Origin of the sequence: Tabrizicola sp., assembly GCF_034366665.1 — a bacterium.
In the GTDB taxonomy this organism is placed as follows: Bacteria; Pseudomonadota; Alphaproteobacteria; order Rhodobacterales; family Rhodobacteraceae; genus Tabrizicola.
Map to the genome: position 1 here is coordinate 1 of NZ_JAXMMF010000010.1, position 19,897 is coordinate 19,897.

At 64.5% G+C, this 19,897-nt stretch carries 16 protein-coding genes and 1 pseudogene; 15 read left to right on the forward strand and 2 right to left on the reverse strand.

What is annotated here, in order from left to right:
- Positions 1 to 426 precede the first annotated feature (426 nt).
- The 15 genes from U1E69_RS01090 to U1E69_RS01160 all read left to right on the forward strand — a co-directional run bounded on the left by U1E69_RS01090 (position 427) and on the right by U1E69_RS01160 (position 19,281).
- Complete coding sequence (locus U1E69_RS01090) at positions 427 to 1,650, forward strand: ABC transporter substrate-binding protein (protein WP_322242175.1); 1,224 nt, start codon at positions 427 to 429, stop codon at positions 1,648 to 1,650.
- A 79-nt stretch (positions 1,651 to 1,729) separates the two neighbouring features.
- Positions 1,730 to 2,662, forward strand: coding sequence for a carbohydrate ABC transporter permease (locus U1E69_RS01095; RefSeq protein ID WP_416200244.1), 933 nt, complete (start codon positions 1,730 to 1,732; stop codon positions 2,660 to 2,662).
- Positions 2,655 to 3,569, forward strand: coding sequence for a carbohydrate ABC transporter permease (locus tag U1E69_RS01100; protein WP_322242176.1), 915 nt, complete (start codon positions 2,655 to 2,657; stop codon positions 3,567 to 3,569). Before U1E69_RS01095 ends, U1E69_RS01100 begins: the two co-directional genes overlap by 8 nt.
- 3 nt (positions 3,570 to 3,572) lie before the next feature.
- The gene (locus tag U1E69_RS01105; protein WP_322242177.1) at positions 3,573 to 4,652 is read left to right on the forward strand and encodes a sn-glycerol-3-phosphate ABC transporter ATP-binding protein UgpC; all 1,080 of its coding nucleotides are present in this window, start codon (positions 3,573 to 3,575) and stop codon (positions 4,650 to 4,652) included.
- 3 nt (positions 4,653 to 4,655) lie between these two features.
- Complete coding sequence (locus tag U1E69_RS01110; RefSeq protein ID WP_322242178.1) at positions 4,656 to 7,028, forward strand: beta-mannosidase; 2,373 nt, start codon at positions 4,656 to 4,658, stop codon at positions 7,026 to 7,028.
- Between the two features lie 14 nt (positions 7,029 to 7,042).
- Positions 7,043 to 7,792, forward strand: coding sequence for a sugar phosphate isomerase/epimerase (locus U1E69_RS01115; RefSeq protein ID WP_322242180.1), 750 nt, complete (start codon positions 7,043 to 7,045; stop codon positions 7,790 to 7,792).
- A gap of 12 nt (positions 7,793 to 7,804) precedes the next feature.
- The gene (locus tag U1E69_RS01120) at positions 7,805 to 8,938 is read left to right on the forward strand and encodes a Gfo/Idh/MocA family oxidoreductase (protein WP_322242181.1); all 1,134 of its coding nucleotides are present in this window, start codon (positions 7,805 to 7,807) and stop codon (positions 8,936 to 8,938) included.
- 96 nt (positions 8,939 to 9,034) lie between these two features.
- Positions 9,035 to 10,609: a glycoside hydrolase family 43 protein gene (locus U1E69_RS01125; RefSeq protein ID WP_322242182.1), complete on the forward strand. Its 1,575-nt coding sequence runs from the start codon at positions 9,035 to 9,037 to the stop codon at positions 10,607 to 10,609.
- A gap of 66 nt (positions 10,610 to 10,675) precedes the next feature.
- A complete protein-coding gene (locus tag U1E69_RS01130) occupies positions 10,676 to 11,332 on the forward strand; it encodes a GntR family transcriptional regulator (RefSeq protein WP_322242184.1) in 657 nt (218 codons plus the stop codon).
- Between the two features lie 225 nt (positions 11,333 to 11,557).
- Positions 11,558 to 12,949 (forward strand): aspartate aminotransferase family protein, encoded by a 1,392-nt coding sequence (locus U1E69_RS01135; protein ID WP_322242185.1) that lies wholly within the window; start codon positions 11,558 to 11,560, stop codon positions 12,947 to 12,949.
- A gap of 277 nt (positions 12,950 to 13,226) precedes the next feature.
- Positions 13,227 to 14,243 carry an efflux RND transporter periplasmic adaptor subunit gene (locus U1E69_RS01140; protein ID WP_322242186.1) on the forward strand — a complete coding sequence of 339 codons (1,017 nt, stop codon included), beginning with the start codon at positions 13,227 to 13,229 and terminating at the stop codon, positions 14,241 to 14,243.
- The gene (locus tag U1E69_RS01145) at positions 14,236 to 17,430 is read left to right on the forward strand and encodes an efflux RND transporter permease subunit (RefSeq protein WP_322242187.1); all 3,195 of its coding nucleotides are present in this window, start codon (positions 14,236 to 14,238) and stop codon (positions 17,428 to 17,430) included. The genes U1E69_RS01140 and U1E69_RS01145 overlap by 8 nt, the downstream gene beginning before the upstream one ends.
- A gap of 18 nt (positions 17,431 to 17,448) precedes the next feature.
- On the forward strand, positions 17,449 to 18,735 hold the full coding sequence (locus U1E69_RS01150) for an FAD/NAD(P)-binding oxidoreductase (RefSeq protein ID WP_322242188.1): 1,287 nt from the start codon (positions 17,449 to 17,451) through the stop codon (positions 18,733 to 18,735).
- 4 nt (positions 18,736 to 18,739) lie between these two features.
- Complete coding sequence (locus tag U1E69_RS01155) at positions 18,740 to 18,943, forward strand: DUF2892 domain-containing protein (RefSeq protein ID WP_322242189.1); 204 nt, start codon at positions 18,740 to 18,742, stop codon at positions 18,941 to 18,943.
- A 23-nt stretch (positions 18,944 to 18,966) separates the two neighbouring features.
- Positions 18,967 to 19,281, forward strand: coding sequence for a metalloregulator ArsR/SmtB family transcription factor (locus U1E69_RS01160; protein ID WP_322242190.1), 315 nt, complete (start codon positions 18,967 to 18,969; stop codon positions 19,279 to 19,281).
- A 62-nt stretch (positions 19,282 to 19,343) separates the two neighbouring features.
- Here the strand turns inward: U1E69_RS01160 and U1E69_RS01165 are convergent, their stop codons facing one another.
- On the reverse strand, positions 19,344 to 19,670 hold the full coding sequence (locus U1E69_RS01165) for a helix-turn-helix domain-containing protein (RefSeq protein WP_322242191.1): 327 nt from the start codon (positions 19,668 to 19,670) through the stop codon (positions 19,344 to 19,346).
- Positions 19,671 to 19,816: 146 nt separating this feature from the next.
- Positions 19,817 to 19,891: pseudogene (locus U1E69_RS22570) on the reverse strand (hypothetical protein); the annotation flags it as partial.
- Positions 19,892 to 19,897: the final 6 nt, after the last annotated feature.

The following is a 19,897-nucleotide window of genomic DNA, read 5'->3' on the forward strand; positions in this document are numbered from 1 at the left end:
CGGGACACAGTGGCGATGGCCAGGCCCGTGGCCGCGGCAATCGTCTTCAGCGTCGGCCGCGCGGTGTCCGAATCAGGGGTGGGCGGATCAGTGACGGTGGCCATGATCCCCCCTGTTTGTATGCAAACGGACCGAACCCCAAGTGCGAATCCCCTGGACTGATTCGCAGGCCGAAGCGGCTTTTGCATCCGCAGCGACCGTCACCAGGCCGAGGGCGGGATAATCCCGTCCGGCAAGGCATTCGGTGCGATTTTTGCGGTGCAGCATGGGGTCGGTTTTCCGGGCGTTTTCAGCGCGAACGAGCGCGAACCATCCCTTCATGAAAACTTGGAGAGCGGGCAGGAACAAGCGAAAAGATATGTTGATTGGCAAAACTATAACGTTATAGGCTATTTCTATAACGTTTTAGAAACCGGGAGGAACGGTATGAAACTTTCGAAAATGACGGCGCTTCTTGCGATGTCCGTGGCGATGCCCGCCGCGGCGACCGAGCTTGAGGTCACCCACTGGTGGACCTCGGGCGGGGAAGCCGCAGCGGTGGCCGAACTGGCAAAGGCCTTCGACGCAAGCGGCGACAAATGGGTCGACGGCGCCATCGCTGGCGGCGGCGGCACTGCCCGTCCGATCATGATTTCCCGCATCACCGGGGGCGACCCGATGGGGGCCACCCAGTTCAACCACGGCCAGCAGGCGCTGGAACTGGTCGAGGCGGGCCTGATGCTGGACCTGACCGACGTGGCCGAGGCGAACAACTGGAAAGAGGTCGTCTATCCGCCAAGCCTGCTGGACGCCTGCACCGTCGACGGCAAGATCTACTGCGCCCCGGTCAACATCCACTCGCCGGAATGGCTGTGGCTGTCGAACAAGGTCTACGAGGATCTGGGCCTGCCGGTTCCGACCAACTGGGACGAGTTCGTCGCCTCGGCTCCTGCTGTCCGCGATGCGGGCAAGCTGCCGCTGGCCCTGGGCGACCAGCCCTGGCAGTCGAACCTTGCCTTCGGCGCGATGCAGATCGCCGTGGCCGGGCTTGACGCCTGGAAGGCCGTGAACGTCGACAAGAACATGGATGTTGCCGCTGGCCCGGAATACGCCAAGGTCTTTGAGGCGGCTGCTGCCGCCCGTGAACTGGCCAAGGGTTCGGCCGTTCAGGACTGGAACCAGGCGACCAACCTGGTCATCACCGATCAGGCCGCCGGCCAGATCATGGGTGACTGGGCGCAGGGTGAATTCCAGGTCGCGGGCGAAGTGGCTGGCAAGGATTACACCTGCCTGCCGGGTCTGGGTCTGAACGAGTACATCTCGACCGGCGGCGACGCCTTCTACTTCCCGAAGCTGGATGATCCGGAGAAGGAAGCCGCCCAGAAGCGTCTGGCCGCCCAGTTGGTCAGCCCGGAAGTGCAGGTCGCCTTCAACCTGAAGAAGGGCTCCTTGCCGATCCGGGGCGACATCGACCTTTCGGCCGCCAACGACTGCATGAAGAAGGGCCTTGAGATCCTGGCCGGTGGCAACATCGTCCCCTCGGGCGACATGGTCTGGTCGCCGGACGTCCAGAAGCAGAACGAAGACCTGATGGTCGAATTCTGGAAGTCCGACATGCCGGCAGCCGATGCCCATGCCAAGTGGGTCGAAAATCTGAAGTCGGGTCTCTGAGACTGGCTTGAAGACTGGGGCTGTCCCTCCGCGGGCAGCCCCTTTCGCACCTGTAGGACGACAAGGGGGGCAGGGGCCGATGTCGGTGACCAGCGAAGCGGAGGCAATCCGCACGACTTCCGCGGCACGACCGCGCGCGCGGTGGACTCGCAACATCAGTGCCAAGATCGCGGCCTTGCCGATGATCGCGACGGCCTTGGTGATCTTTGTCGGCGGCACGATCTGGACCGTCGTCTATTCCTTCACCGATTCAAAGCTGTTGCCCCGCACGCGCTGGGTTGGCCTGGATCAGTACGAGCGGCTTTGGGACACCAACCGCTGGGTCGTCTCGATCGAGAATCTGTTCTTCTACGGCGTGATGTCGCTGATCTTTACCATCGTGATGGGCTTCATCCTAGCGGTGCTGATGGACCAGAAGATCCGCTACGAGGACACGTTCCGCACGATCATGCTCTATCCCTTCGCGCTGTCCTTCATCGTGACGGGCCTGGTGTGGCAGTGGATCCTGAACCCCGACTTCGGCATCCAGGGCGTGGTGCGCGACATGGGGTGGACAAGCTTCACCTTCGACCCGCTGAACAACCCCGATACGGTGCTGTACGGCCTTCTGATCGCCGGGCTTTGGCAAGGCACCGGCTTTGTCATGTGCCTGATGCTCGCGGGCCTGCGCGGCATTGACGAGGATATCTGGAAGGCCACCCGCGTCGACGGCATTCCGACCTGGAAGACCTATGTCGTGGTGATCATCCCGATGATGCGCGCGGTCTTCATCACCACGCTGGTGATCGTCGCCAGTGGCATCATTCGGCTTTACGACCTGGTGGTCGCAATGACGAGCGGCGGGCCGGGTGGCAACGCCAGCCAGGTCCCCGCGATGTACGTCTACGACTACATGTTCCAGGCGCAGAACCTGGGGCAGGGCTTTGCGGCCTCGACCATGATGCTGCTCAGCGTCCTGATCGTGCTGATCCCCTGGGCCTATCTGGAATTCGGAGGCAAGAAGCATGGCTGATGTATCGATGGCCCAATCCGCTTCGATGACCGGCCCCCGGGGCACCAAGCCCAAGCGGGCGATGAACCCCCGCAACATCATGCTGTACGGCATCCTGATCGTGGTCTGCGTCTATTACCTGCTGCCCCTGTGGGTGATGGTGATGACCAGCCTGAAGGGGATGCCCGAGGTGCGCCTGGGCAACATCTTCTCGCCTCCGGTCGAGATCACCTTCCAGCCCTGGGTCAAGGCCTGGTCCGAGGCCTGCACCGGCCTGAACTGCGACGGGCTTAGCCGTGGCTTCTGGAACTCGGTCATGATCACCGTGCCGTCGGTCATCGTGTCGATCGCCATTGCCTCGGTGAACGGCTACGCGCTGATCAACTGGAAGTTCAAGGGATCGGACATCTTCTTCACCATCCTGATCTTCGGGTCCTTCATCCCCTACCAGATCATGCTTTATCCCATCGTGATCCTGCTGCGCGAGGCGGGGATCTACGGCACGCTCTGGGGCCTCATCATCGTGCACACGATCTTCGGGATGCCGATCCTGACGCTGTTGTTCCGCAACTACTTCAGTTCGATCCCCGAGGAATTGTTCAAGGCCGCCCGCGTCGATGGCGCCGGGTTCTGGGGCATCTACTTCCGCATCATGCTGCCGATGAGCCTGCCGATCTTCGTGGTGGCGCTGATCCTGCAGGTGACGGGGATCTGGAACGACTTCCTCTTCGGTGTCGTCTTCACCAAGCCGGACATCTACCCGATGACCGTGCAGCTGAACAACATCGTCAACTCGGTCCAGGGGGTGAAGGAATACAACGTCAACATGGCCGCCACGGTGCTGACGGGCCTCGTGCCGCTGATTGTGTATTTCGTCTCTGGCAAACTCTTCGTGCGCGGTATCGCCGCCGGTGCCGTGAAAGGCTGACACATGGTTAACTCGATTGAAGTCAAGGACCTGACGCTGAACTTCGGCTCGGTGTCGGTGTTGAAGAACATGAACCTCGATGTGGCGGAGGGGGAATTCGTGGTGCTTCTGGGCCCGTCGGGCTGCGGAAAGTCGACGTTGCTGAACTGTCTGGCGGGGCTCTTGGACATCACCGACGGGCAGATCTGGATAAAGGGGAAGAACGTCACCTGGTCCGAGCCTAGCGAACGCGGCATCGGAATGGTGTTCCAGTCCTACGCGCTTTACCCCCAGATGACGGTGCGGGGGAACCTGTCCTTCGGGTTGAAGAACGCCAAGGTCCCGCAGCCCGAGATCGACAAACGGATCGCCCGTGCGGCCGAAATCCTGCAGATCCAGCCGCTTCTGGACCGCAAGCCTGCGGCGCTGTCGGGCGGTCAGCGGCAACGCGTTGCGATCGGCCGGGCGCTGGTGCGGGACGTGGACGTGTTCCTGTTCGACGAACCCTTGTCCAACCTGGACGCCAAGCTGCGCTCCGAGCTGCGGGTGGAAATCAAGCGCCTGCACAACGCCTTGGGCAACACGATGGTCTACGTGACCCATGACCAGATCGAGGCGCTGACCCTGGCCGACCGGATCGCGGTGATGAAGGGTGGCGTGATCCAGCAGCTTTCGGACCCGCAGACCATCTACAACAAGCCTACGAACCTGTTCGTTGCGGGCTTCATCGGCAGCCCACCGATGAACTTCCTGCACGGCAAGACGGTCGATGGCGGCAAGACCTTTGTCTTTGGCGACCTGCGCATCAGCCTTGCGGGCTATGACGGCGGCGCAGTGCTGGAGCGGGATCAGGCGATCCTGGGGGTGCGTCCCGAACATATCACCGTTTCGCACGAGGCCCCTGCCGGCCCGTCGATCCCGGCGGTGGTGGAAATTGACGAACACCTCGGCGCGGACAGCCTTTTGTGGCTGAAGGCGGGGACCAAGGACATCTGCGTGCGTGTTCCGGTCGAGGGGCGGCTGCCTTCGGGGACCAAGGTGCATCTTGCGCTGGATATTGCCAAGGCCTCGCTCTTTGACGCGAAGTCCGAACAAAGGATCTGAACCATGCTTGATCTGGCGGGGTGCTGGACGCTTTCGGACGAAAGCGGCACCCATGTCATTGACTTCGACCTGCCCGGCGATGGGGTTTCCGCGCTGGCGAAGGCGGGGGTGATCCCGGACCCGTATGTGGGCCGGAACGAATATGCCTGCCGCTGGGTCAGCGAACGCGACTGGGTGGCGAAACGGGTGTTTGTCCACGACGGATCGGCGGCTTGGCTGGTGGTCGAGGGGCTGGATACCGTGGCCGAGGTGCGGCTGAACGGGGTCCTCGTCCTGACGGCGGCCAACGTGCACCGGCGGTGGCGGGTGGATGTGTCGTCCGCTTTGCAGGTGGGAGAGAATGCGGTTGAAATCCACTTCCGCTCCCCCGTCCGCGAGGCCTTGGCCCGGGCAGCGCAGATGCCGTTCCCGGTCCCCTATCAGCAGGTGAACGGGGCGATTGCCTTCAACAACATGCTGCGCAAACAGCAGTGCGATTTTGGCTGGGATTGGAACATCGCGCTGGGGATCTTCGGGGTCTCGGGCTGTGTGCGGCTGGAGCCGGTGGGCCCGCGGATCGGCGATGTGCTGGTGGATCAGGTCCATTCCCCCGGTCAGGTTGACGTACGGGTGGCGGTTCATGCGACGTCTGAGGATGTGACGGCAAGTCTTTGTGGTGTCACGCAAACTGCGCCCGTGGTGGGCGGCGTGGCGACGCTGACGCTTGTGGTCCGCGACCCGGTGTTGTGGTGGCCTGCGGGTCAGGGTGCTCAGGTGCTGCATGAGCTGGTGCTGACTGGTGGCGGCGCGAGGGTGGTGAAGCGGATTGGCCTTCGCGACATGAAGCTGGTCAGCGAGCCTGACGCGGCGGGGCGGTCCTTTGGCGTGCAGGTCAACGGCCGGGCGGTCTTTGCCAAGGGCGCGAACTGGATTCCGGCGGATGCCTTGTTCGGGCGGATCACGGTGGACGGGGTGCGCGGGCTGTTACAGTCCGCCGTCGATGCCAACATGAACATGCTGCGCATCTGGGGCGGCGGGCGGTATGAGCCGGACTGGTTCTACGACCTTTGCGACGAGCTGGGGCTGATGGTCTGGCAGGACTTCATGTTCGCCTGCCACCTCTATCCCTCGACGCCAGAGTTCCTGACCGAAGTCGATGCCGAGGTGCGGGATGTTGTCTCCCGGATCAGCCACCACGCCTGCATCGCCCTTTGGTGTGGCGACAACGAGCTGATCGGCGCGCTGACCTGGTTCCCGGAATCGCGCAAGGATCGGGACCGGTATCTGGTGAACTACGACCGGCTGAACCGCACGGTCGAGGCCGCGCTGCATTCGGTGCTGCCGGGGGCGAACTGGTGGCCGTCGTCTCCGTCCCCCGGGCCGATGGCGTTTGGGGATGCGTGGCACGATGACTCTTCGGGCGACATGCACTTCTGGTCCGTGTGGCACGAGGGCAAGGATTTCGATCACTATCGGGACGTAGGCCCGCGGTTCTGTTCGGAATTCGGCTTCCAGTCCTATCCGTCCCTGACCGCCATCGCGCGCTTCGCGGACAAGGCGGACTGGAACATCGCGGCGCCAGTGATGGAGAGCCATCAGAAGAACCCCGGCGGGAACGCGCGGATCGCCGAGACGATGTTCCGCTACTTCCGCTTTCCGGTGGATTTCCCGAATTTCGTCTATGTCAGCCAGGTCCAGCAGGGGCTGGCGATCAAGACGGCGGTCACGCATTGGCGCAGCCTCAAGCCGCATTGCATGGGGACGCTGTACTGGCAGCTGAACGACACATGGCCGGTCTGCTCGTGGTCCAGCCTCGATCACGGCGGGAACTGGAAGCTGCTGCATCACATGGCCGCACGGTTCTATGCGCCGGTGATGGTGACGGCGGTGCCGAAGGACGGCGGGATCGAGCTGCGGGCGGTCAATGACCGGCCCGAGGCGGTGACGATCACCGTCACGGCCAACGCGGCGGCGATGGATGGGACGGTGCGCACGGTTGGTCAGGCGACTGTCACGGTGAGCCCGGATGCGGCGTTGCCGGTGCTGACGGTGGCCGCCGATGCCTTGCGGGCGGATGAGGTTCTGGCCTTTGCCTGGAGCGGCGATGCGCAGGGCGGGGACGTGCATGCGCCGAAGCCGTGGAAGACCTATGACCTCATGCCCTCGGGCCTGACGGCGGATATCGAGCGCGACGGTGACGTTTGGAAATTGACGTTGCAAGTCAATGTACTCGCCCCGTTTGTTGCAGTTGAATCTGAAGTTCCTGGCCGCTTCTCGACGAACGCAGTCACGATGTTCCCCGGCTATCCGACCACGATCACCTTCACCCCCGAGGATCCCTCGGCGGTGCCCACCTTCACCCTGAGAGATCTCCATTCCGCCACCTATGGCGGCTGACGAAAGGCTAACCCATGTTCAGCTATCAACTCTATTCCTCACGCAACTTCCCGCCCATGTCGCGGACCTTCGAGATGGTGTCGAAGGCGGGTTACACCGCCGTCGAGGGCTATGGCGCACTTTATGCCGATGATGCGGCGGTGGCGGCGACGGCGGAAGGTCTGAAGGCCACCGGGCTGACGATGCCGACGGGGCATTTCGGCCTCGCGCAGCTGGAGACCGACGTCGAGAAGGTGCTGGGCATCGCCAAGGCGCTGAAGATGGAGCGGCTTTACTGCCCCTATGTCATGCCCGACGACCGCCCCTCGGACGCGGCGGGGTGGAAGGCGTTCGGCGCGCGGCTGCAGAAGGCCGGCGCGCCTTACAAGGCGGCGGGCTATGGCTTCGGCTGGCACAACCATGACTTCGAGTTCAAGGCGCTGTCCGATGGGTCGATGCCGCAGGACCGCATTTTCGAGGGTGGGCCGGGGCTGGAATGGGAGATGGACGTGGCCTGGGTGATCCGGGGCGGCGCGGACCCCTTGGCCTGGATCGAGAAATACAAGGACCGGATCACAGCGGCACACGTCAAGGACATCGCGCCCGCGGGCGAGAACAAGGACGAGGACGGCTGGTCGGACGTGGGTCTCGGTACGGTGGACTGGACGTCCATCATGGCCGCGCTGCGCAAGATCGGGGTCAAGCACTTCGTCATGGAACACGACAACCCGAAGGATGATGCGCGGTTCGCTACCCGCTCCATCGCTTCGGCCAAAGCTTTCTGAGGAATAGGGAAAATGGCAAATCTTGGTATCGGGATCATCGGAGCGGGCAACATCTCCAGCGCGTATCTGCGGCTGGCGCCCCTGTTCAAGGGGCTTGAGGTTCGGGCCGTCGCCGACCTGAACATGGAGGCCGCGAAGGCGCGGGCCGAGGAGTTCGGCGTCAAGGCGCAGTCGGTCGATGACCTTCTGGCGAACAAGGACGTGGATGTGGTGATCAACCTCACCATCCCGGACGCGCATTACGCGGTGACGAAGCGGATTCTGGAGGCGGGCAAGCACGCCTATTCCGAAAAGCCGCTGGTGCTGACGCTGGACGAGGGCAAGACGCTGCGGGACCTCGCGGCGTCGAAGGGGCTGGCGGTGGGTTGCGCGCCGGACACGTTCCTGGGCGGCGCGCACCAGCAGGCGCGGGCGCTGATCGACGAAGGGCGGATCGGCACGATCACCACGGCGGTCGCCTGCGTGCAGAACCACGGGCCGGAAGGCTGGCATCCCAGCCCGGAGTTCTTCTTCCTGCCGGGCGCGGGGCCGATGCTGGACCTCGGGCCGTATTATGTGGCGAACCTGATCAACTTCCTCGGGCCGGTGAAACGGGTGGGGGCGATCACCTCCTCGGCGACGCCCACCCGGACCATCGGGTCGGGCGCGCGGGCGGGGCAGGAGATCCCCGTGAAGACGCCGACGAACATCCATGCGCTGCTGGAGTTCCATTCGGGCGCGGTGGTGAACCTGACCACAAGCTGGGACGTCTGGCACCACAAGCGCAACCATTTCGAGTTCTACGGGACCGAGGGGACGCTGTATGTGCCGGACCCGAACTTCTTCGGTGGCACGGTCGAGGTGACGGACAAGGCCGGAACCCTGACTGAGGTTGCGCCCTGGGATCATCCGTTCGGCATCCCGAACCAGGAGCATCCGCAGCGCGGGCCGTTGGCGAACTATCGCACGGCAGGGCTGGCCGACATGGTCGCGGCGCTGCAGGGCGGGCGCGATGCGCGGTGTTCACTGGAGCGGACGCTGCACGGGGTGGACGTGATGACCGCCTGCCTGACCTCAGGAGAGACAGGGGGCTTTGTCACCCTGACCACCACCTGCACCCGACCTGCGGCCCTGTCGCCGGATGAGGCGCGGGCGTTGATGGTCTAAGCGTTGGCCGAGACCTGGCACCTCCCTGTCAGGTCGGCCGCGGGCGGGCGGAGGGATTGAGGGGTCCCTCCGCCCGTATCAATCAAGGGACTGATGATGCTGGAAAATCCTGTGATCCGCGGCTTCAATGCCGATCCAAGCTTCTGCCGGGTGGGCGAGGATTACTACATCGCGACCTCGACCTTTGAATGGTATCCGGGGGTGCAGATCCACCACTCGCGCGATCTGGTGAACTGGCAGCTGGTGAGCCGCCCCCTGCGGCGGGCGAGCCAGTTGGACATGCGGGGGAACCCGGACAGCTGCGGCATCTGGGCGCCGTGTCTTTCGTATGCCGACGGGCGGTTCTGGCTGGTTTACACGGACGTGAAGCGGCTGGATGGGGCCTTCAAGGACGCGCACAACTACATCGTCACCTGTGCGACCATCGACGGCGACTGGTCCGATCCGAAATATGTGACCTCGTCGGGCTTCGATCCGTCGCTCTTCCATGACCGGGACGGGCGGAAGTGGTTCGTCAACATGCGCTGGAACCATCGGGGGAAGGGGACGGGGCTGAACCCGGCCAACGACCTGTTCGACGGGATCGAGTTGCAGGAATGGCACCCGGAAGAGGGGCTGCTGGGTGAGGTCACGACGATCTACCTGGGCACCGACCTTGGGCTGACCGAAGCGCCGCATCTCTTTTGGCATGACGGCTACTACTATCTGACGACGGCCGAAGGTGGGACGGGCTATGACCATGCGGTGACTTTGGCCCGGTCGCGGGACATCCGGGGGCCGTACGAAACTCATCCCGAGAAACATGTGATCACAGCTCGGTTTTCGCCGGAGAACCCCATTCAGCGGATGGGGCATGGGCAGTATGTCGAGGGGCATGACGGGCGGTTCTGGCATTCGTTCCTGTGCGGGCGGCCGCAGCAGGGGCCTCGGGGGCTCTTCTGTGCGACGGGGCGCGAGACGGGGCTGGCCGAGGTCATCTGGCGCGACGGGTGGCTGTGGCTGAAGGACGGGGGGATGTTGCCGCCGACCAAGGTCGATTTGCCGGTGGAGCGGGTGGTGCCGGGGGCGGTGGAGTATGACTTCACCAGCGCTGTCCTGCCGGATGACTTCCAGTGGCTGCGGACACCCGCGCCGCAGCGAATTTTCCAGATGACCGGGAATGCCTTGCGGCTGATCGGGCGCGAAAGTCTGGGGTCGTGGTTCGAGCAAAGCCTCCTCGCGCGGCGGCAGGATGAGCCGTCGTATGAGGCGGAGTGTGATGTGGTCGCCGATCCGCCCAACTGGCAGCGGGCGGCGGGGCTGATCACCTATTACAACCGGCACAAGTTTCATGCGGCACTGGTGACGCGCGAAGCGGGCGAGCGGGTGGTGACGCTGGTGTCCTGCGAAGGTGACTGGCCGGGCGAGGCGCTGACCTTCCACGGGCGGTTCCCGGTGGCCGAGGGCAAGGTCACGCTGGGCGTCGTGGTGGACCGGGCGGTGCAGCGGTTCAGCGTCAACGGGGTGGCGGTGGGGCCGGAGCTGGATGCGTCCGTGGTGTCGGACGAAGGCGGGCGCGGGGAGCACGCCAGCTTTACCGGCGCCTTTGTGGGCGTCGTGGCGCATGACCTGACGGGGCAGGGCTGGACGGCGGATGTGACGCGGTTCAGGTACGCGCCCAAACCGCTATGAGAATTTGATCAACTCTTGATTGCCGGGCAGATGGCGTCATAAAGGGGCGAAGCGAAGGGAGCCCCGATGGACGCCGACAGCCGCAAGATCCCCAGCCACGAGGTCACCTATGCGCGGCTGCGTGACATGATCCTGTATGGGCATCTCGCTCCCGGGGCGCCGGTGACGATTCAGGGGCTGATCACCGATCTGGGGGCCGGGATGACCCCGGTGCGTGAGGCGATCCGGCGGCTGACGGCTGAGGGCGCGCTGCTGCCGCAAGGGAACCGGCGGGTGGCGGTGCCGGAACTGTCGCCAGCGTTGCTAGAGCAGGTGGCCTTTGCGCGGCTGGCGATCGAGCCGAAGCTGGCCGAACTTGCGGCACCCCGCCTGACCTCGGCGCAGATCGACCGGCTGGAGGCGATCGACGGGGCGGTGAACCGGGCCATCGCGGCGGGCAAGCTGCCGGATTACCTGGCCGCGAACCACGCGTTCCACTTTGCGCTTTATGAGGCGGCGGAGGCCCCGGTCCTTCTGGACCTTGCGCGGTCCTTGTGGCTGCGGGCAGGGCCGTCGTTGCGCGCCGTGATCGACCGGTACGGCCGGGATGTGGCACCGGACCTGCACCGCGAGGCTTTGGCGGCGATGCGGGCGGGGGATGCGAAGGGTCTGGCGCGGGCCATCGAGCAGGACATCCAGCAGGGTGTGGATCACGTCCGGCAGGCCTTGGCCGAGGGCAACTGACGGTTTTCGAAATGAGCGCGTTCCGCGCGCGGCTTTTGTCTCGCCGCTTTGCGTGAAGGACGCAAAGCGGCTCGGGATGCCTCCGGCGGGGATATTTGGGCAAATGTGAAAGGGTTTCCGGGTCGTTTCATAATTTGATCAAATTTCTTGAATGGCGGCGGGTTTGATCATATCCTGTAGTGGAGACGGGGCATCCGGCCCTGCCGATTCCTGCGAGGTCACCCGATGAACATGATCACCAACCACATGCCGACGGCGGAGTTGCAGCGTCTGGACGCGGCGCACCACTTTCACCCCTTTACCGACAAGGCGGGACTGGCGGCCAAGGGCGCTCGGGTCATCACGCGGGGCGAGGGCGTCTGGCTGACTGACAGCGAAGGCCACCGGATCATCGACGGGATGGCGGGGCTGTGGTGCGTGAACATCGGCTATGGGCGCAAGGAACTGGCTCAGGTCGCGGCGCGGCAGATGGAGGAGTTGGCCTATTACAACACCTTCTTCCAGACGACGCATGTGCCGGCCATCGCTCTGGCGGCGGAGATTGCCAAACTCGCGCCGGGCGACCTGAACCATGTGTTCTTTGCGGGGTCGGGGTCCGAGGCGAATGACACCAATATTCGTCTGGTGCGCCGGTACTGGGATGTGAAGGGGATGCCCTGGCGCAAGACGATCATCGCGCGGTGGAATGGGTATCACGGGTCGACGATGGGCGGCGGGTCGCTTGGGGGCATGAAGCCGATCCACGCGCATGGCGGCAAGATCGACGGGATCGAGCATATCGACCAGCCCTACTGGTGGGGTGAGGGCGGGGACATGCCGGAGGATGACTTCGGCCTGGCGCGGGCGCGGCAGCTGGAGGAGAAGATCCTGCAGATCGGGCCGGACAACGTGGCGGCCTTCATCGGCGAGCCGGTGCAGGGCGCGGGCGGGGTGATTATCCCTCCGAAGACCTACTGGCCGGAAATCCAGCGGATCTGCGACAAGTACGGCATCCTCTTGATCGCGGACGAGGTGATCACCGGGTTTGGGCGGACGGGGAACTGGTTCGGCAGCCAGACCTTCGGGATCAAGCCGCACATCATGACCATCGCGAAGGGGCTCTCGTCGGGCTACCAGCCGATCGGCGGGTCGATCGTCTGTGATGAGGTGGCCGAAGTTGTCGGGGGGGCGGGGGAGTTCTTCCACGGCTACACCTATTCCGGTCATCCGGTGGCGGCGGCCGTCGCGCTGGAGAACCTGCGGATCATGCAGGACGAGCACATCGTCGAGCATGTGCGGGACGTGGCGTCCCCGTATCTGCGGGAGCGGTGGGAGGCTCTGGCAGACCATCCGATGGTGGGCGAGGCCAAGCTGGTCGGCCTCATGGGGTCCATCGCGCTGACCCCGAACAAGGCCAAGCGGGCGAAGTTCCCCGAGGATGCGAATGTGGGTTACCGGACCCGCGAGCGGTGCTTTGCCAATGATCTGATCATGCGGGCGGTGGGAGATCGGATGATCATCGCGCCACCGCTGGTGATCACGACGGACGAGATCGACATCCTGATCACGCGGGCGAAAAAGTCGCTGGACGAGGCCTACAAGATCGTCAAGGACGAGGGATTGTGGGTCGAAGCCTGAATCTGTCCACGGTGGACAATCACGAATAGCCTTGAAAAGTCAGTAACTTGGTTGCGGGCGTTCAGGAAATCTTAAGGTTTGGGCGGCGCGTCGGTTGGGTCCGGCGCGCCGTTCCGCATTGCACAGGGTCCGTGCCTCGCAGAAGCACGGATGGGCACGGGTTGGGCTGCGGTTCCGACCTCTTCGTCAAGAAGACGGCGCGCCGGAAATCTGAAACCTAACTATTGCAAAGCTAGTAAGCTTTATATATGTAATGGCCAATCCAGGAGGCCATTGCATGATCCGCCCATCATCCTTTCTGCTTGCCGCAAGTCTGCTTGCCCTTTCCGCGCCGCTTCAGGCCGAGCCGCTGACCTTGGCTCCGGTCACAGTGACCGAGTGGAAGGCCGTCTACGGCACGGTCGAGGCGCGGGACCGCAGCCCGGCGCGGGCACGGATCGGGGGCACCTTGGTCGAGCTGTCGGTGGCCGAGGGCGAGCTGGTCGAAGCCGGGCAGGAACTGGCGCGGATCGTCGATGACAAGCTGGATTTCCAGCTGGCGGCCCTTGCGGCGCAGCGGGAGGCGCTGGGCGCGCAGCTGGCGAACGCCGAGGCTGACCTGCAGCGCGGCGAGGATTTGCTGAAGAACGGGGTTACGACGACTCAGCGCGTTGACGCACTGCGGACGCAAGTGGATGTGCTGAAGGGGCAGATCGCTTCGCTTGGCGCGCAGGCGGATGTGATTTCCCAGCAGGCGAAGGAGGGGGTCGTGCTGGCCCCCGTCGCGGGTCGGGTGCTGGACGTGCCCTTGACCAAGGGCGCGGTGCTGATGCCGGGCGAGGTGGTGGCCGTGGTGGGCGGTGGCGGGACCTTCCTGCGCATCGCGGTGCCCGAGCGGCATGCGACAGCGCTGGAAGCGGGCGACAAGATTCTGATTTCCGAAGCGGGCGAGGACCGTGAGGGCACTTTGGCCCGGGTCTATCCGCTGATCGAGGGTGGCCGTGTGGTGGCCGACGTCGAGATCGAGGGCCTGCCCGACACCTATGTCGGCGCGCGGATGCTGGTGCGGCTTCCGGTTGGCGAACGTGAGGCGCTGATGCTGCCTGCGGCGGATGTGGTCACGCGGGCTGGTCTCGACTTCATCGGCGTGCAGGGGGCCGAGGGGGCCGCGCTGCGGTCCATCGTGCCGGGCGAGATGCATGTCGTAGATGGGGTCGAGATGGTCGAGGTGATCAGCGGTCTTGTTGCGGGCGATGTGGTGGTTTCTGCCGCCGATGTGGCCTCGGAAGTCCCGGGCGAGGTGGGTCATGAGTAAGCATCCGCTGGGCATCGCCGGGGGGCTGACGAAGGCCTTCATCAACTCGGCCCTGACTCCGCTGTTCATTCTTGCGGCTTTGGCGGCGGGTGTGGTGGCGCTGATCAGCCTGCCGCGTGAGGAAGAGCCGCAGATCTCGGTTCCATTGGTCGACATCCATGTGATGGCGCAGGGGCTGAAGGCCGAGGATGCGGTCAAGCTGGTGACGGAACCGCTGGAGGTCATCGTCAAGGGCATCAACGACGTCGAACACGTCTATTCCTCCACCCGCGACGATGCGGCGATGGTGACGGCGCGGTTCGAGGTGGGCACGCGGTCCGAGGATGCGATCCTGCGGGTGCATGACAAGGTGCGCGCGAATATCGGGGCGATCCCGGTGGGCATCCCCGAGCCGCTGATCGTGGGGCGGGGGATTGACGATGTAGCGATCCTGACGCTGACGCTGTCGGCCGAGGACATGAGTGCCAATGACCTGACGCGGATTGCCCGGACGCTGCAGACCGAGGTCGCGAAGACCGAGGATGTGGGGCTGACCTATCTGGTGGGCGACGCGCAGGACGCGATCCGGATCGAGCCGGACCCGGACCGTTTGGCGTTGTATGGCGTGACCTTGCAGCAGCTGGCGGGGAAGGTGGCGCAGGCGAACCGGACGCTGAACACCGGCAAACTGCGCGATCAGGGGCAGATGGTGGACCTGGTGGCAGGCGAGACCCTGACGGCTCCGGCCGAGGTGGCGCAGCTTTTGCTGACCACGCGGGACGGGCGGCCGGTCTATGTGTCGGACGTGGCGACGGTCCGGTATGTCGAGAACACCAGGGACGCCATCGTCTCGCATCTGTCCAAGGACGGGGCCGGTGGCCCGGCGGTGACGCTGGCGATTGCCAAGCGGGCCGGAGCGAACGCGGTGGTGGTGGCCGAGGAGGTGCTGCACCGGGTGGAGGCTTTGAAGACGAAGCTGATCCCCGAAGGCGTAACGGTGACGATCACCCGCGACTATGGCGAGACGGCGAACGAGAAGGCGAACGAACTGCTGTTCCACCTGGGTCTGGCGACGGTCTCGATCATCGCGCTGGTCTGGCTTGCGATCGGCTGGCGCGAGGCGGGTGTGGTGGCGATCGTCATTCCGGTGACGATCCTCCTGACCCTCTTTGCGGCCTGGGTGATGGGGTTCACGCTGAACCGGGTCAGCCTTTTCGCGCTGATCTTCTCCATCGGCATCCTGGTCGACGACGCCATCGTGGTGATCGAGAACATCGACCGGCATTGGGGCATGGACCGCAAGAAGTCGCGGGTGCAGGCGGCCATCGAGGCCGTGGCCGAGGTCGGGAACCCGACCATCGTGGCGACGCTGACGGTGGTGGTGGCGCTGCTGCCGATGCTGTTCGTCAGCGGGCTGATGGGCCCCTACATGTCCCCGATCCCGGCCAATGCCAGCGCCGCGATGATCTTTTCCTTCTTTGTGGCGGTCATCATCACCCCTTGGCTGATGGTCAAGATCGCGGGCCGGGCGAACATGGCCGACCACGCGGGCGATGACGAATATGGCGGGCATCACGGCGGGTGGCTGGAAAAGGCTTACGCGGCCACTGCACGCCCGATCCTGAAGACAAAGGCCCGCAGCCTGGGCTTCCTCCTCGTCACCGCAGCCCTGTCCTTTGGGTCGCTGGCGGCGCTTTATACCCGCGACGTGACGGTGAAGCTGCTGCCGTTCGACAACAAGTCCGAGCTGTCGGTGGTGATCGACCTGCCCGAGGGGTCCTCGACCGAGGCGACGGACCGCGTGGCGCGGGATGTGGCGGATGTGGTCATGGGGCTGCCCGAGGTGACCTCGGTCCAGACCTATGCCGGGACGCCAGCGCCCTTCAACTTCAACGGCTTGGTGCGGCACTATTACCTGCGGTCCGAGCCGCAACTGGGCGAGGTGGCGATCAACCTGACCGGCAAGGCCGACCGCGACCGGGCGAGCCATGACATCGCTTTGGACCTGCGCGAGCGGCTGAAGACGCTGGCGGTGCCGGAAGGGACAAGCCTGAAGGTGGTGGAGCCGCCGCCAGGGCCGCCAGTGATCTCGACCCTGCTGGCCGAGGTGTACGGGCCGGATGCCGAAACGCGGCGCGCGGCGGCGACGAAGATCCGCGAGGCGTTTCAGGCGGTGCCGTTCATCGTGGACGTGGACGACAGCTTTGGGACGCAGGCGCGCAGGTTGCGGGCGACGATCTCTTCCGACGACCTCGATTTCTACGCGGTCCAGGAGCAGGACGTGTTCGACACGCTGGCCCTGCTGAACGGCGGGCAGACGGTGGGCTATTCGCACCGGGGCGAGGGCCGCTTGCCGATCCCGCTGGTGGTGGGGCGCGACAAGTCGGACCGGGTGCTGGATGAGCGGTTCCTGACAACGCCCATCCCCGCAAATGCCCTGCCGGGCGCGCGGGGGGTGGTGGAACTGGGCGATGTGATCCGGGTCGAGGAGGAGGCCGCAAGCTTCCCGATCTTCCGCCACAACGGCCGCGATGCCGAGATGGTGACGGCGGAACTGGCGGGTGACTTCGAGGCTCCGCTTTATGGGATGCTGGCGGTCGCCGATCAGATTGAAAAGATGGAGTGGCCCGCAGGGACCGAGCCTGAAATCTCGCTGCACGGCCAGCCCGAGGATGAGGGCAAGGTCACCCTCCTCTGGGACGGCGAGTGGGAAGTGACCTTCGTCACCTTCCGCGACATGGGGGCGGCGTTCGGGATAGCACTTCTGGGCATCTACATCCTGGTCGTGGCGCAGTTCGGGTCGTTCAAGCTGCCGCTGGTGATCCTGACGCCGATCCCGCTGACGTTCCTTGGAATCATGCTGGGCCACTGGCTCTTCAACGCACCGTTTTCGGCCACGTCAATGATCGGCTTCATTGCGCTGGCCGGGATCATCGTGCGCAACTCGATCCTCTTGGTGGACTTCATCCGCCACGGGGGCGGGGTCACGGTGGACCTTCTGATCGAGGCCGGGGCGATCCGCTTCAAGCCGATCCTGCTGACCGCCATCGCCGCCATGATCGGCGCGGTGGTGATCCTGGCGGACCCGATCTTCCAGGGTCTCGCAATATCCCTGCTGTTCGGTCTGCTGAGTTCAACCCTGCTGACCGTCCTTGTCATCCCGGCAATCTACCGCGTGTTCCGGACCGGGTCGGAAATCCCTGCCTGATCAGAAGAGGAGACTGAAATGGCACATGTCGTTGTTTTGGGGGCCGGACTTGGCGGCGCCATCATGGCTTACGAGTTGAAGGACCAGTTGCGGCCCGAGGACAAGGTCACGGTGGTGACGAAGGACCCGAAGTATCACTTCGTGCCCTCGAACCCCTGGATCGCCGTGGGCTGGCGCGACCGCCAGGACATCACGGTCGATTTGGCCCCGGTGATGCAGAAGAAGGGGATCGACTTCATCCCGGTGGCGGCCGAAAAGCTGCACGCTGAGGAAAACCGGATCGAACTGGTCGATGGCAAATCGGTGGCCTACGACTACCTCGTGATCGCCACGGGGCCGGAGCTGGCCTTTGACGAGGTGCCGGGTCTCGGGCCGCATGGCGGCTTCACGCAATCGGTCTGCCACATTGACCATGCCGAGGCGGCGAAGACGGTTTTCGACAAGCTGGTCGCAAACCCCGGCCCGGTGGTCATCGGTGCCGCGCAAGGGGCAAGCTGTTTCGGCCCGGCCTATGAGTTCCTGTTCATTCTGGAGACGGCCTTGCGGCGGGCCAAGGTGCGGGACCGGGTGCCGATGACTTTTGTCACTCCCGAACCCTACGTCGGCCATCTGGGGCTGGACGGGGTGGGCGATACCAAGGGCCTTCTGGAATCCGAGATGCGGGCCAAGCACATCAAATGGATGACTAATACGCGCATCAAGCGGGTGGAAGACGGCCACATGATTGTCGAGGAAGTGGGCGAGGATGGCGTAGCGAAGCCTGAAAAAGACCTGCCGTTTGCGTTTTCCATGATGTTGCCCGCGTTCCGGGGGATCAAGCCGGTCGCAGGCATCGAGGGCCTCAGCAATCCGCGCGGGTTCACCATCGTCGACAAGCACCAGCAGAACCCCAGGTTCAAGAACATCTTCGCTGTGGGCGTCTGCGTCGCGATCCCGCCGATGGGGCCGACGCCGGTCCCCTGTGGCGTGCCGAAGACCGGTTTCATGATCGAAAGCATGGTCACTGCCACGGCCCACAACATCGGCAACATCGTGCGTGGGAAAGAGCCTGACAGCGTCGGCACCTGGAACGCGGTCTGCCTGGCCGATTTCGGCGACGGGGGCATCGCGTTTGTGGCCCAGCCGCAGATCCCGCCGCGCAACGTCAACTGGTCATCCTCGGGCAAGTGGGTCCACTTGGCCAAGGCCGGGTTCGAGAAGTACTTCATCCGCAAGCTGCGGAAGGGGACGTCCGAGCCGTTCTACGAAAGCCTGGCGCTGAAAGTGCTGGGAATCGACAAGCTGAAACAAACCACGAAAGGGTAACGAAATGTCCATTGATGCGGCTGTCCTGCGTTTTGCCGGGGTGATGGTCCTTCTCAGCGTGGTGCTGACGGCCTATGTATCCCCCTTGTTCGTCTGGTTCACCGTCTTCATCGGCCTGAACCTGCTGCAATCTTCGTTCACCGGCTTCTGCCCGGCGGCGATGGTGTTCCGGGCGATGGGGTTCAAGAAGGGCTGCGCGTTCCAGTAGGGGCGGGCGAGTAGGAGTGGAACATGGCAGAGATCCTGGAAGGCTTCGGCGGAACGGCCGAGCAGGCCTCGAAGGCGGTGGCGCTGCTGAAGTCACTCTCGCATGAGGGTCGGCTGCAGATTCTGTGCTGTCTGGTCGATGGCGAGCGCAACGTCACTCAACTGGCCGAAGCGCTGGGGTCAAGCCCGGTCACCGTCTCGCAGCAGCTGATGCGGCTGCGGGCCGAGGGCATCGTGCAGACCAGGCGCGAAGGCAAAAGTGTGATCTACAGCCTCGCGCGCGAGGAAGTGGCCGCCATTGTCACTGCCTTGCGGGACACGTTCTGCAAGCGGCACTGAAGCCGTTGGGCAAGGCTGGGACCCCGCCGTGATCGGCGGGACCTCGGTGCCGTCGCACTTGGCTAGTCGAGGGCGCCTTCGCACAACCTGGTAAGGGCGGCCACGTCGCAAAGATACGCGTCGCCGTCGCGGCGGATCGCCTTGACGGCGATCAGCGCCTGGAACGCCTGGCTGATCTTTGGGCGCGAGGCGCCCAGGATCGCCGAGACGTCGCTTTGGCTGACGCCAAGGGTCAGCCGCCGCTGGTTGCCGTGGCCGGTGTCGGGCGTGTGGGCAATGGTTTGCAGCAGGAACCGGACCAGCCGGGTCTGCAGGTCGTAAAGCGCGATCGATTCCATCTGGAAATTTGTCCGGCGCAGCTGGCTGCACAGGTGGCGGGCCAGCGCCATGCCGACATCGGGCCGCCGCTGCGCCACGGCCTGAAACCGGGCGCGCGGCAGGACAAGGCAGGTGGTCGCCTCGGCTGCCGTCGCATGGCCGAGCGCGGCTCGCCGTCGATGAGGGACATCTCGCCCAGGATGTCCAGGGGGCCAAGGGTGCGCAGCACGATCTCGCGTCCCCGGGCGTTGGCCAGGACCAGCCGGATGCGGCCCGCTAGGATGGCGAACATCTGGTC